Source organism: Segatella copri (assembly GCF_026015295.1).
GTDB classification, from domain to species: domain Bacteria; phylum Bacteroidota; class Bacteroidia; order Bacteroidales; family Bacteroidaceae; genus Prevotella; species Prevotella copri_C.
In genome coordinates this window covers 2,036,946-2,049,323 of record NZ_JAPDUW010000001.1, presented here as the reverse complement: position 1 = coordinate 2,049,323, position 12,378 = coordinate 2,036,946, and the positions used below count along the sequence as shown (strand labels likewise).

At 47.3% G+C, this 12,378-nt stretch carries 11 protein-coding genes; 4 read left to right on the top strand and 7 right to left on the bottom strand.

Features of this window, described 5'->3' with window-relative positions:
* Positions 1–15: 15 nt before the first annotated feature.
* Positions 16–1,014 carry a thioredoxin-like domain-containing protein gene (locus tag ONT18_RS08755; protein ID WP_264904999.1) on the top strand — a complete coding sequence of 333 codons (999 nt, stop codon included), beginning with the start codon at positions 16–18 and terminating at the stop codon, positions 1,012–1,014.
* Positions 1,015–1,152: 138 nt separating this feature from the next.
* Here the strand turns inward: ONT18_RS08755 and ONT18_RS08750 are convergent, their stop codons facing one another.
* Both ONT18_RS08750 and ONT18_RS08745 read right to left on the bottom strand, forming a co-directional pair.
* Positions 1,153–3,294, bottom strand: coding sequence for a M3 family metallopeptidase (locus ONT18_RS08750; RefSeq protein WP_411197774.1), 2,142 nt, complete (start codon positions 3,292–3,294; stop codon positions 1,153–1,155).
* 128 nt (positions 3,295–3,422) lie between these two features.
* Entirely contained in the window at positions 3,423–4,562 is a 1,140-nt protein-coding gene (locus ONT18_RS08745; protein WP_264904997.1) for an MFS transporter, read from the bottom strand.
* Between the two features lie 265 nt (positions 4,563–4,827).
* On the opposite strand from ONT18_RS08745, the gene ONT18_RS08740 reads away from it, so the two are divergent.
* The 3 genes from ONT18_RS08740 (at position 4,828) to ONT18_RS08730 (ending at position 7,933) form a co-directional block, all read left to right on the top strand.
* Positions 4,828–5,256 carry a hypothetical protein gene (locus tag ONT18_RS08740; RefSeq protein WP_220452223.1) on the top strand — a complete coding sequence of 143 codons (429 nt, stop codon included), beginning with the start codon at positions 4,828–4,830 and terminating at the stop codon, positions 5,254–5,256.
* Between the two features lie 165 nt (positions 5,257–5,421).
* Entirely contained in the window at positions 5,422–7,545 is a 2,124-nt protein-coding gene (locus ONT18_RS08735; RefSeq protein WP_264904994.1) for a TonB-dependent receptor plug domain-containing protein, read from the top strand.
* A gap of 58 nt (positions 7,546–7,603) precedes the next feature.
* Positions 7,604–7,933: a heavy-metal-associated domain-containing protein gene (locus ONT18_RS08730; RefSeq protein WP_022120729.1), complete on the top strand. Its 330-nt coding sequence runs from the start codon at positions 7,604–7,606 to the stop codon at positions 7,931–7,933.
* 63 nt (positions 7,934–7,996) lie between these two features.
* Here the strand turns inward: ONT18_RS08730 and ONT18_RS08725 are convergent, their stop codons facing one another.
* The 5 genes from ONT18_RS08725 to ONT18_RS08705 form a co-directional block, all read right to left on the bottom strand.
* Positions 7,997–8,398, bottom strand: coding sequence for an N-acetylmuramoyl-L-alanine amidase (locus tag ONT18_RS08725; protein ID WP_118064062.1), 402 nt, complete (start codon positions 8,396–8,398; stop codon positions 7,997–7,999).
* Positions 8,399–8,440: 42 nt separating this feature from the next.
* A complete protein-coding gene (locus tag ONT18_RS08720) occupies positions 8,441–8,866 on the bottom strand; it encodes a DUF5675 family protein (RefSeq protein WP_118064063.1) in 426 nt (141 codons plus the stop codon).
* Between the two features lie 132 nt (positions 8,867–8,998).
* Entirely contained in the window at positions 8,999–11,509 is a 2,511-nt protein-coding gene (locus ONT18_RS08715) for a YfjI family protein (protein ID WP_264904992.1), read from the bottom strand.
* A gap of 12 nt (positions 11,510–11,521) precedes the next feature.
* Positions 11,522–11,932, bottom strand: a complete 411-nt coding sequence (locus ONT18_RS08710) for a hypothetical protein (protein WP_118155264.1) — start codon at positions 11,930–11,932, stop codon at positions 11,522–11,524.
* Between the two features lie 108 nt (positions 11,933–12,040).
* Positions 12,041–12,322, bottom strand: coding sequence for a DUF3127 domain-containing protein (locus ONT18_RS08705; RefSeq protein WP_218459042.1), 282 nt, complete (start codon positions 12,320–12,322; stop codon positions 12,041–12,043).
* Positions 12,323–12,378 lie beyond the last annotated feature (56 nt).

Genomic DNA, 12,378 nt, shown 5'->3' with positions numbered 1-12,378 from the left:
AAACAGAAAAATTGTATGAAGAAACTATTATTCTTTTTGCTCCTGATGACGACTGTCGTCGGTAGAGCACAGACATCGCTTGACTTACTGCCAGCAGGCACCGAGGCTCCCGACTTCACGATTACTGACAGTAAGACGGGTAAGAAAATCTTCCAGCTTTCAGATAAGAAGACTCAGAAGGATAAAGACGGAAAGACGGTTCCGGGTGTCTGGACTGTGCTCGATTTCTGGGCTTCCTGGTGTCCAGACTGCAGAAGAGACATGCCGATGGTGAAGGCTATCTATGACAAATACAATACCAAGATCCAGGTAGTGGGTGTTTCTTTTGATACCGATGAGGCTAAGATGAAGAAATATCTGGGCGATAATCAGTATACCTGGTTGCAATACTGTGAGTTTAAGAAATGGAAGGAAACAAAGATTTCCAAGGATTATCACATCTCGTGGATTCCTACCTCTTATCTGATCAATCCGGAAGGTAAGGTTGCATTCTCTACCGTGAAGGCGGAGGAGATGATGAAGAAACTGGATTCGCTCGACCAGGCAGGAGCATTGAAACCTGCTCAGATGCAGACTGCTCTCAAGAAGGTGTATAATGAAAGCATCGATCCGATGGCTCAGATTGATGAGGCTTTGGCTAAAGCCAAGAAGAATGGCAAGTTTGTTATCTGTCAGGTAGGTGGTAACTGGTGCCCATGGTGCTTGAAGTTTGCCGATTTTGTGGAGAAGAATGCTGCGGTCAACAAGATGGTGAATGATCATTTCGAATATATTCATGTGAACTACAATCGCAGAAAAACTGCCGGTGATGCGGCGGTGAAGAAGGCTGAGCAGCTGATGAAGCGACTGAATAATCCTCAGCGTTTCGGATTCCCGGTCTTTGTGGTGCTCGATGAAACCGGAAAGGTTCTCCATATCCAGGATTCCAGTTTCCTGGAAGAAGGTAAGGGATATAACGAAGAAAAGGTGCTCAGATTCCTGAAAAGCTGGACACCTCAGGCTATTAAAGGATAAAGAAAGAGGGTGTGTCATTAACTTATGACACACCCTTTAATCTGAAAAAGCGTAAGGCCTACTACCAGTAGTGCCGTACGCTTTATCTTCAACTTTACTGAATGAAAGTTTGTCTGTTTCATATTGTAATTTTATGCATTACAAACCTCTTGCTTTCAGGAATCCGGAAGCATCAGGCTTCTCCATACCTGTAAAGTCGGTAAACATTTCCATCTGGTCCTTGGTGTTGCCACGGCTCAGAATCTTATCGCGGAATGCCTGACCAACGGCTGGATCCAAGGCTCCATGCTTTGCAAAGTAGTCGGCGATGTTCACAGCCAACACCTCTGTCCAGAGATAGCTGTAATAGCCTGCAGCATAACCGCCGCCCCATACGTGGTTGAAGTATGATGTGCTGTAGCGAGGAGGAATCTGGGTATTGAGCAAACCGATGTTGTGGAGTTCTTCCTTCTCGAAGGCACCTGCCATATAAGGTGAAGGAACCTCTTCTTCGCTAATCTTGTGCCAGGCAAGGTCAAGACAGGTTGCAGCCAGATTCTCGCCCAGTGAATAAGCGGTCTGGAAGCTGATGCTCTTCAGCATGCGCTCTTTCAGATCGGCTGGCATCGCTGCACCGGTCTCGGTATGACGGGCGTAATGGTCGAATATCTCCGGAATAGAAGCAAACGATTCGTTAAACTGGGATGGCATCTCTACGAAATCGCGGGCAACGGCTGTTCCTGAAAGGGTATTGTACTTGCAGTCGGAAAGGATTCCGTGAAGCGCATGACCGAACTCATGGAACAGGGTAGTAACCTCATCCCATGTGATGAGAGATGGCTGACCCTCCGGTGCCTTGGCGTTGTTGCATACATTATATATGATAGGCAACTGGCCGCGCTGCTTGCTCTGCTTGGCAAAGGCGCTCATCCATGCACCGCCACGCTTGGTAGGACGGCGGAAGTAATCGCTGTAGAAAAGGGCGATTGGCTTGCCGTTCTTATCGCTTACCTCGAATACCTTCATGTCAGGGTGATAAGTTGGAATATCCTTGCGCTGCTTGAAGTTCAGTCCGTAAACACGATGGGCGGCATAGAACACACCATTCACCTGTACGCTGTCGATGTTGAAGTATGGCTTAATCTCATCATCGGTAATGTTGAGCATCTCCTTCTTCATCTTCGCAGAATAATAGAAGCGGTCGTATGGCTGCAACTTGAAGTCCTTGCCTTCAGTCTTCTGTGCATACGCTTCTATCGCCTTGGTTTCAGCATCAGCCTTAGGAGCATATTCCTTGATGAGCTGCTTCAGAAAATCATCCACATTCTTGCTGTTCTTAGCCATCGTCTTTTCGAGCGAATAGTCGGCATAGTTGTCATATCCCATCAGCTTGCCCTTCTCGGCACGCAACTTGGCAATCTCGGTTACGATAGGGAAGGTGTTGAATTTTGGGTTAGTACCGTCGGCTCGGTGGATGCTTGCCATATACACCTTCTTGCGCAGTTCGCGGTTCTGGAGATTGGTGAGGATAGGCTGCTGGGTGGTGTTGATGATGACGATACAGTAAGGTGCCTTGCCTCCGCGGCTCTCTGCATCTTTCTTGCATTGTGCAATGTCAGCATCGCTCAATCCGGCGAGCTCTTCCTTGCTGTTTACCCAAACCACGGCGTTGTTGGTAGCGGCAGGAAGAAGATTGCCCCATTCCTGCTGCAATTCAGAGATGCGGGAGTTGATCTGCTTCATGCGCTCCATCTTCTCGGCAGAAAGGAGGGCACCTGAGCGTACAAAACTCTTATAGATAACCTCAGTAAGGCGCTTGTCTTCGCCCTTGAGTTTCTTATATTCATTATCGTAAACATACTTGATGCGCTCGAAGAGTTTCTTGTTGAACGAAATCTCATTGTCGAGTTCGGTCAGCAAAGGGGTAGCCTTCTTTTCGGTTTCGGCGATGCCCGGAGTCTTGTGGGCACTGGTGAGACCGAAGAAGATGTTAGTCACCTTTTCGAGCAGCGCACCGCTCTCCTCATAGGCGAGGATGGTGTTCTGGAAGTTAGGCTTCTTCTTGTTGTTTACAATCTTCTGGATGTTGGCACGCTGCTCCCTGATAGCCGCTTCGATGGCTGGCAGGTAGTCGCTCTCCTGAATCTTGCTGAAGTCAGGAGCACCGAATGGAAGACTGCTCTTTGTTAAAAGAGGATTCTGACGGTTACCGCCCGCAGTCTGTGCGAACGATGAGGCTGGCATCTGCAAGAGTGTTGCTGCCAGACCCAGGGTAAGGAAAGTCTTGTTAAGTTTCATCATGTTTCTTTGTTTATTTGAAATTCTTTTGCAAAGATAGTGCCAGCGAGCGCAATGAAAGCTTGCTTTCAAATTGCCGAGTGCAGCTTATCTTCTGCAAAGATAATCATTTATTTCGGATTATCGCATTTTTATTCATATTTCTTATGGAAAATCAGCAGACAGATGGCTCCTGCCAATGCCATCGGCACACCGATAAGGGCAGGGAAGTTGTATCCTAATCCCATCGCAACAGGAATACCACCGAGGAAAGCTCCTATGGCGTTACCCAGATTGAAGGCACCCTGAATGCAGCAGCCGCCCAGCATTTCGCCACCCTTGGCATGCTTCACGATGAGGAACTGCTCAGGCGAACCGATGCCGAAAAGACAGGCGCAGCAGATGAACATCAGCACCACAGATACCCAGCCGAAAGGGGCGAGGAAGAAGGTGAGCAGAAGTGCCGCTGCCGCCAGAAACTGGAGATAACAGGTAAAGCGGCCCGGCTTGATGCGGTCGGCAAGCAAGGCACTCACCTGATTGCCTACTACCATTCCGCCGCCTGCAAGAATCATCAGCAGAGAGATGCTGGCTGCGCTGAATCCGCCCTCCATCTGAAGCAGCGGCGAGATATAACTGAACCAGCAGAGGATGCCGCCATTGCCCAGAAAGGTGGCGGCGATGATGAGCCAAGGAGCCTTGTTGCGGAGGAAACGGAACTGTGCCTTCATACCCTTATTCGGCAACGCAGCCACGTCTGGAACCCATCTGTGAATCATATACATCGTCATGATACCGAGCAATATGCAACTGACAAAGGGTACTCGCCAGCTGAACGCATGACTCAGGAAGGTGCCGATAGGTACGCCCACCAGATTGGCTACCGGCATACCTGCGCACATCATAGCCACGGCATTGGTTCCCTTACCCTCTTTGGCAATCTTTACCGCCACGATAGTACCCGTTCCGAAGTAGGCGCCATGAGGCAGACCTTCTATAAAGCGGGCGCAGAGCAAGAGCCAGTAGTTAGGTGCTACTGAGGCGATGACAGCTCCGAAGGTGATGAGCGAAGCCAGGAACATCAGGATATTCTTGGGTCTGTATTTATGCATGAGAATCAGCGAGAAAGCTCCGGCGCAGACGCCGAGTGCATAGATGGAGATGAGATGTCCTGCTTCTGGGATAGAAACATTCATGTTGTGGGCGATGTCTGTGATGATGCCCTCGATGATGAATTCAGCGATGCCCAAGGTAAAGGTACCCAGCGCGAGTGCAAATAGTCCTTTTTTCATTTGTTCTTATGAGTCAATATTATCCTTAAAAAAAAGTTTCTCTCTTATTTTATGTCTTTGTAAGACAATAGTTTCAGAAATTCGTGTGCAAAGTTACTCATATTCCCTTTATCCTGCAAGTTTTCTCGCAGGAATATAGTAAAGATTAACAGAAAGTGTGGGGGCATTCATGCTCATTCAAGAGCTGTTAAAGGTTATTAAATTATAGGGGTTTTAAGTTATTGTTTTGATGGAAATGCTTAATTTTGCAACCCGAAAAAGAAAGGTGCAAAAAATAGGTATGAAACGTTCGCTCAACATATTGATGGCTTTGATGCTCTCGCTCATGGTGGTTTACTTGAGCGTGGGTACTACCGTCATGCACTGCCTTCATTATGACAAGGTGATGGTGGGTATGGTGACTGACTGTTGCGTGAAACGTAGCATGCACCATGACTGTTGCCGAGGTAAGCTGGGCGCACAGGTGAACAAACATTGCATGGAAGTGGAGCTGGTGAAACTATCGCCTACGGTCTCTATCCAACACTTGGATTTCGATGCAGCACCAGTGTTTGCAGGCATCGCGCCAGCCCTTTGGCAGACGTTGCCTCGTCCTGTTATCTGTAGCATTCAAAAGGCAAGATATTGGAATCTGAATGTTCCGCATTCGCCTCCAAGGGCTTATCTTGCCCTCCTTAACTTCCTGATTATTTGATTTTTCCATATTTGCAAATAGGTTGCAAAAGTTTTTTTGTACTTTTGCAGCCAAGATTGTCGTATGCCTATCCCTATCAGTAAAATCTTAGGGTTGCATACATATATAAAATGGTAAAATCATCCGAAGCGAAGATTTAAGATTCGGATAAAAGGAAATATATTTATGTATTCAAGATATATATTGCTCAGTGCCTTGCTGGTTATTGGTGCTGAGACTTATGCAAAAAATAATAAGACAGAGGTTGTGTCTCTGTCATCATCATATAATAATTCTGTAGAAAATAACTCTGTAGATTCCTCCTCTCAGGATTCCATTTTCAAGGACGAGACCTTGCATGAGGTGAAGGTGGTGGCTCGCAAGTCGGGCACTTCCCGATTGGCTGGTGCCGTGAATGGCATCGCCGTGAACAAGGATGAGCTCTTCAAGGCGGCTTGTTGCAACCTGGGCGAGAGTTTCACGACCAATCCATCGGTGGATGTGGCTTATAATGATGCCACGACGGGCGCAAGACAAATCAAACTCCTCGGTCTTTCGGGCACTTACGTACAGATGCTCACCGAGAATCTGCCGAATTTCCGTGGTGCAGCCATCCCATACGCCCTGGGCTATGTGCCGGGACCTTGGATGAAAGGCATTCAGGTATCCAAGGGTAGTGCTTCGGTGAAGAATGGCTATGAGTCGATTACAGGTCAAATCAATGTGGATTACTTGAAGCCAGAGGATGAGCAACAGGTGGAGGTAAACCTCTTTGGTGATACCAAGAGCCGAATCGAAGCAAACGCTGATGCCAACGTTCATCTGTCGGATAAGTGGGCAACGGAGATATTGTTGCATCATGAGAATATCCTCAAAAACCATGATGACAATGGCGATGGTTTCTATGATATGCCAGGCAGAGAACAATATAATGTACAGAACCGTTGGCTGTATAAAGGCAAGCACTACATCTTCCATGGTGGACTTGGGGCTTTGAAGGAGATTCGTACCAGTGGGCAGGATGAGGAACATGTTCATAGTGATGATATTTATCGAATCAAGCTCCATACCAACCGTTATGAGGGTTATATGAAACATGCCTTCATCCTCAATCACGAGCATGGCACCAATATTGCCTTCATGTCCTCGGCTTCGATGCACCAGCTCGATGCCCAGTATGGCAACAAGTTCTACGACCTCAATGAGAAGAATCTCTATAGCTCACTGATTTTTGAGACCAATTTTACTCATCAGCACAATTTGTCGGTAGGTTTGAGCGTCAACCATGATTACCTGGGACAGCGCGCCAATGTGAATGTTTCTCCAAGACCGGCAGTAGGGGTAGAAGACTCTCCTTATCTTTTGTCGGAGATGCAGAGAATGAACGAGAAGGAGACGACTCCAGGAGCATACGCCCAATACACCTATACGTTAGGCACGAAGTTGACAGCGATGGCAGGTGTCCGTTTCGACCATAGCTCTATCTATGGCAATTTCTTCACCCCTCGTTTCCACGTGAAGTATTCGCCTGTCGATGCCATCAGCATCCGCTTGTCAGCAGGTAAGGGCTATCGCACGGTATTTGGCTTAGCAGAGTACAACTATCTCTTGGCGAGCGGCAGGAAGTTTCAGATTACGGGTGATGGACTTAAGCAAGAGGAGGCTTGGAACTATGGTATAAGTACCGCTTTCTACATCCCGATGTTTGGCAAGACACTGAAACTGAACGCTGAGTATTACTATACCGACTTCAAGAATCAAGCGGTGGTGGATTATGATGCCAACAAGGGGCTTATCTCCATCTGCAATTTGATGGGCAAGTCTTATTCGCACACTTTCCAGATAGATGCCTCTTATCCATTGCTGAAGGGCTTGGAGATAACAGCGGCTTATCGTCTGAACGATGTGAAGTGTACCTACGATTATGGCAAAACCTTGAAAGAAAAGCCATTGACCAGCAAGTATAAGGCGCTCTTCACGGCTTCCTATAAGACTCCACTTGGCCTATGGCAATTTGATGCCACCGTGCAGTTGAATGGTGGAGGCAGAAATCCTGAGCCTTACCAGTTGGCAGATGGAAGCCAGTCATGGTCTCCTCGTTTCCATAGCTTCGGGCAAGTGAGTGCGCAGGTTACGAGATGGTTCCGCCATTGGAGTATCTATGTGGGAGGCGAGAACCTGACTGGTTTCAAGCAGAAAACTCCTATCTATGGTGCCAGCAACCCATGGGGAAGCGATTTCGAGCCAACCTTGGTTTGGGGACCTGTAGAGGGCAGGATGTTCTACGCAGGAGTGAGAGTACACTTTTAAGGGAGAATGTTGAATGTTAAATGTTGAATGTTGAATTATTAAAGCAAATAGAAAAGTTATGAAGAAGATTTTAGTAATGTTCACAATGATGATGGTGGCAATGGTAACCTTTGCCAAGGACATCAAGACCGTAGTGTTCACCACAACCCCACAGATGCACTGTGCGGCTTGTGAGAATAAAATCAAGAGCAACCTTCGCTTTGAGAAGGGTATCAAGAGCATTGAGACTTCTGTGCCAGACCAGACTGTCACAGTACAGTATAATGCCGACAAGACAACCCCAGAGAAGCTCCAGAAAGGTTTTGAGAAGTTTGGCTATAAGGCTCGCATCCTGAAAGATGGCGAGAAGGTTGAGAAGAACACTGGGGAGAAGTGTGACTTGATGTAATGTTCTACATATGGCGCATCGTAAAATAAGTATAAATAGGGAACGCAGAGCGTTCCCTATCTGTTAGCCCCACTCCTTCTTCACATCAAAGCAGGGACAAGCCTTGTTGGCAAACTCATTATGACCATGAATCGTGGCTAATGGATATTCCTCCTTCAGCTGCTCGATGAGCGAGCGCATTGCCGCTTTCTGGTCTCGGGTTCTTGTATCCTTCGGCTTGCCTTTCTTCGATAAGCCGCCGATGTAGCAAATGCCTATACTGATGGAATTATGGCCCTTGCAATGGGCGCCAACCTCCTCTATCGCACGGCCTACATGAATGCTGCCGTCACGATAAATCACGAAATGATAACCTATGCAGCGCATTCCGCGCTCGCGGTGCCAGCGGTCAATATCCGCTACGGTGAAGTTGCGACCTTCCTTGGTCGCACTGCAATGAATGATGATTTCCTTTATCTTACGCATGATATTGCTATTTTAAATGAATGAATGGTTAGGGTGGAAATCCTAAAATGCTATCGAGATATCATCACTACCCCAATCTATGATATGTAACTTGATACACTCCATCTTTTTAGAAGCCTTCCTTAATCGTTCACAAAGTCGGTCGAAGTATTCCTGAGAATGAATCACCAGCCCAGAGGCTACAGCCTTACCCAGAATGATGCATCCATATTTCAGCGTCATCGGACCATTTCCGGGCTTGAGACAAGGAGAATTGATGCCCACTTCCCCAACAGCCTGTCCCTTCCTCAGGATAACAGGCATTTTCCTACTCTTATTAGCTACAGAAACAAAAGCTATCTCATAGTCTCCTGCAGGCAAATAATGCTCAGGATGTTCTATGGTATTACAAACTTTTGTACCCTTTATTACTAATGTGCCATCTACTCCCCATCGGGTAAAGCGACGGCGATAAATGATTATTTCCATAAATATTGAAAAATAAAATTGATTTATTGATAGGGTCATCAAGGATTTCCTTACTGAAAATCCTTAATGACCGAAAATGACCGTGACCGTTAATGACCGGATGTATTAATGGTCACTTACTTTAAACCACTATTATACTGCAGGTTGAACCTTCTGGTAACGCATATCGGGCAGCACACCTATCAATCCCTGCCGCTTCCAGTTTTTCAACATCTGTCTAACAACCTCACGAGTTACGTTTGCCCCCTTTACTGCTATACTTTGCTGTAATGCCTGTTCAAAGGAAAAAGTAACGTCAAGCCGCTCGAAGATGGAATCATTTTTGCCGCGTCGGGAACGATCATAAGTCGTCTGACCGCAATAACTCTTGGATGAGAATGCATCCTCTATGCGACTGCGGAAGAAGTAGAGTGCATTGTCCAACTGATAATCTGCCAGGATATTGAAGGCTTCGAGCATGGTTGGTGTCTGAGTCTTTACGATCATTTCCTTCCATAACAGCGGATTCTGTTTCAGCTGCTTCTCGGCACCCTGGAAACCATGTTTCTGAATCAGCGTCTCAGCCACCTTACAGAGCATGATGCAGGTCATCATTCTCATCGTGGTAGGACAGATACGGAAACGCTGGCGGGCTTTCACCTTGTCGTCATTTTTCATGGTCTCCAATCGTATCTGTTCCAGCCACTCCCTGCCCTTATTCTCCAACTTAGGCAGAACCACCTCGCCCTCCATCAGGGGCAAGAGATGAGCTATCTGCCGTATGTGCTCACGTTGAGTTTCAGTCAGCACAAAGAGATTGTCTGTAAGCGGAGTGAACGTGTTGTCCGGCGTTCGCGCCACGACAATACGGCTTTGGAAACCATCCGTATAATTGTTCACTACTCGATAGAGTGCATCTGGCGTTCCGCACATCACAACGTTCCACAAAAGATGTTCGATATGAACATTCACCGCATCTGCACTTCTTGCCTCGCGCTCATAGCTCGTTCCGTCGTAAGCCTGTCTTAACATGACAGAAAAATCGCTCATTGCCGATTTCCACTTCTGTGCTACGGTGTCAGCTTCCGGAGTGAACGAGAAGGCGTGCTTGCCTTCAGTATTAGCCAGTCGTTCTGCAAGGTTGGCCACCGTATTATTTAAAGTAAGACATCTTACAGGCAGCTTTGGTTCTTCCGGTTGCTCCTTCTTATTCTTGGCCGCACGCTTCTTGGCTCTCCATTCATCCTCCTGCTGCTGATACATTTTGTCCATCTGTTTCACTTCCGAAGTCCAGGTATCAACCACAGGGTCGATGCTTCCCTTGCCTGATGCAAAATCACCGGCGATGTAGGAGATAAGGTTCAACGAGTTCATCTTGCCGTGAACGGAAACCTTCACGCCGGTAGCAAGCATTCCGATGGCAGGACAGATGGCTGTAATCACTGGCATTGCCAGAGCCGGTCCAACAGCACTGATGGAATCACGCACGCCTTGTGGCATCTTGGGTAAAGCATCGTAATAGAACAGATCATCCTTGGCGTTAGCTTCGTCCAAGGCATTCACCAGCGCCTCGCTGTCTTCATCTGCATTCCCGTTCGAAGACCCCTGTTTCAGTTTCTCCTGTCTCAGCGCAGCCAGCACATCCTTCAGACGCTTAGGCATTTGCGTGATTTTCTCGTTCAATGCCGAGTTGATGCAAGCCATCTTTTCCTGTTCGGGAAACCCATCGTAGCAGGGAATAATCTGAGCCAGCAGATTGCGGTCAAAACCACAGATGTGGCGCAGGTTCACAGCCAGCTCAAAGGTCAGCGTATTGCGGTTGGAGCGCATCGGCTCCTGCCCATCATTATACATCTGCCACCACTTCTTAATGATTTCCCCATAAGGAATCCCGAGATAATTGTCCTGAGCAGAAGAAGTAGTTGAAGCAGCAGAAGTTGACGCAGCAGAAGTTGACGCAGCAGAAGTAGAAATTCTCGAATTCTTAAATTCCTGACCCTTAAAAACCCCTTGAGAATCCTTCTTGAATTCTTCCTTCCAAGGCTCATAATGCTTGTTTGCCTTGTGCGCCCCTTCCGGAAGTTCCTCCTGTCCGTATCTTTCACGCTCTTCCAGAACTTTCCCTTCAGCTGCCACGGCAGCCTCATCATATTCATCCTTGAAGAGTCGTGGCGAAAGGAATAGCAAATCTTCGTCATCCGATGTAGTAGTGAAATAAACACGATTGATGTCGTGAGCCGAAGTATCCATTTCGCACTTGAGCATCGTAGCAATCCTCACCTGATTCTCCAGAACCGTCTTGCCCTTTTCGCGCTCAAACACCGCATGTCCGCCTTGTCGTGCGCTGCGTTCCAGCATCAGAAGTCCGTACTTGTCCGGTTCCTTCAGCAGCAGCTTGGCAGCCTTGGCAAAAGCCTCCGGCTCATCCATATCAAACCCGAAAGCACCGCTTGGCAGTTTCATTCCCTTCACCACGCCTTGCGGATAATGGCCGGAATAATTAAACTGCACAAGTCTTCTTTTCGCAGCATCGTTTCCGGCACGAGCCAGACGAAGATTCGCCTTCTGCTCATTGCTTCCACGCAGCTGCTTATACTCCTCTTCCGAGGTGATGGAGCGGGCAACCTTGTGCCCGTTCTCCACCTTAATTAAATAACAACTCATCTATCTTATTACTTATCTTTTTAATTGATAATCCACTAAAGCATCAGCCCCTTCTGCTGACTCAACAGCCAGCGTTTGGGCGATGTTGAGTCCCTCATGGCAGAACACCTTCAGCGTGAGCTGAATAGCCCCATCCTTGGTCTTGCTCAAACGACCATGCGCCAGTTTCTTAATCAGTTCCGACTGGCTTTTCGGCTTAGAAACTGCTACGAAATCAAATGTTCCGTCTTGCATTTGCTGAGCCACGCCATGACGGCGAAAAGCTTCTACAACACCCTGATTTACAGAATCAGGACTGAAGAGGAAATACTGCTTATCATCATAGTAAGCCATTCCACCGAGCTGCACATGCTGGCAGCCGTTATTATTCACCTGCTGGTTCTGAACATTGTTCTGAACCTTATTATTTTTCTTTGCACTCATAAAATCTTAAATTAAAATTGAAGATGAACGAAAGAAGTGTCGTAAGTTTCAGTTTGCGCAAATTATCCCGGGACAATTCTCACGCCACCTATTTCAATTCAAGATTAATTACTTGCCAAGTTTCTCAATGTCCGTAACCAGGATATCCTGATAAACCTGACCATTATACTCACGAGTCGTAAACCGGAGCGTTACCGCCACCAGTTCGCCCGGAGCATACTTACACTGGGCCATATTACCCAGCATTGCCGCAGCATACTGGTTCTCATACTTGCCGCCCATCTCCTGGAGAACGATGTTGCATTTCATCATCTGTCCGTTCTCACTTTTCTGACTCTGTACAGCGAACGCCTCGCCCTGCTGCACCACTCTCATAATCTGAGTATACATATAATATAAATGTACGAAGGTGTTTCAAGATCTCTTTTGAAATTTCGAGCTTTCTT

Coding starts and splice junctions, on each gene's coding strand:
- ONT18_RS08755 (WP_264904999.1), top strand. CDS start 16: ATGAAGAAACTATTATTCTTTTTGCTCCTGATGACGACTGTCGTCGGT.
- ONT18_RS08750 (WP_411197774.1), bottom strand. CDS start 3,294: ATGATGAAACTTAACAAGACTTTCCTTACCCTGGGTCTGGCAGCAACA.
- ONT18_RS08745 (WP_264904997.1), bottom strand. CDS start 4,562: ATGAAAAAAGGACTATTTGCACTCGCGCTGGGTACCTTTACCTTGGGC.
- ONT18_RS08735 (WP_264904994.1), top strand. CDS start 5,422: ATGTATTCAAGATATATATTGCTCAGTGCCTTGCTGGTTATTGGTGCT.
- ONT18_RS08730 (WP_022120729.1), top strand. CDS start 7,604: ATGAAGAAGATTTTAGTAATGTTCACAATGATGATGGTGGCAATGGTA.
- ONT18_RS08725 (WP_118064062.1), bottom strand. CDS start 8,398: ATGCGTAAGATAAAGGAAATCATCATTCATTGCAGTGCGACCAAGGAA.
- ONT18_RS08720 (WP_118064063.1), bottom strand. CDS start 8,866: ATGGAAATAATCATTTATCGCCGTCGCTTTACCCGATGGGGAGTAGAT.
- ONT18_RS08715 (WP_264904992.1), bottom strand. CDS start 11,509: ATGAGTTGTTATTTAATTAAGGTGGAGAACGGGCACAAGGTTGCCCGC.
- ONT18_RS08710 (WP_118155264.1), bottom strand. CDS start 11,932: ATGAGTGCAAAGAAAAATAATAAGGTTCAGAACAATGTTCAGAACCAG.
- ONT18_RS08705 (WP_218459042.1), bottom strand. CDS start 12,322: ATGTATACTCAGATTATGAGAGTGGTGCAGCAGGGCGAGGCGTTCGCT.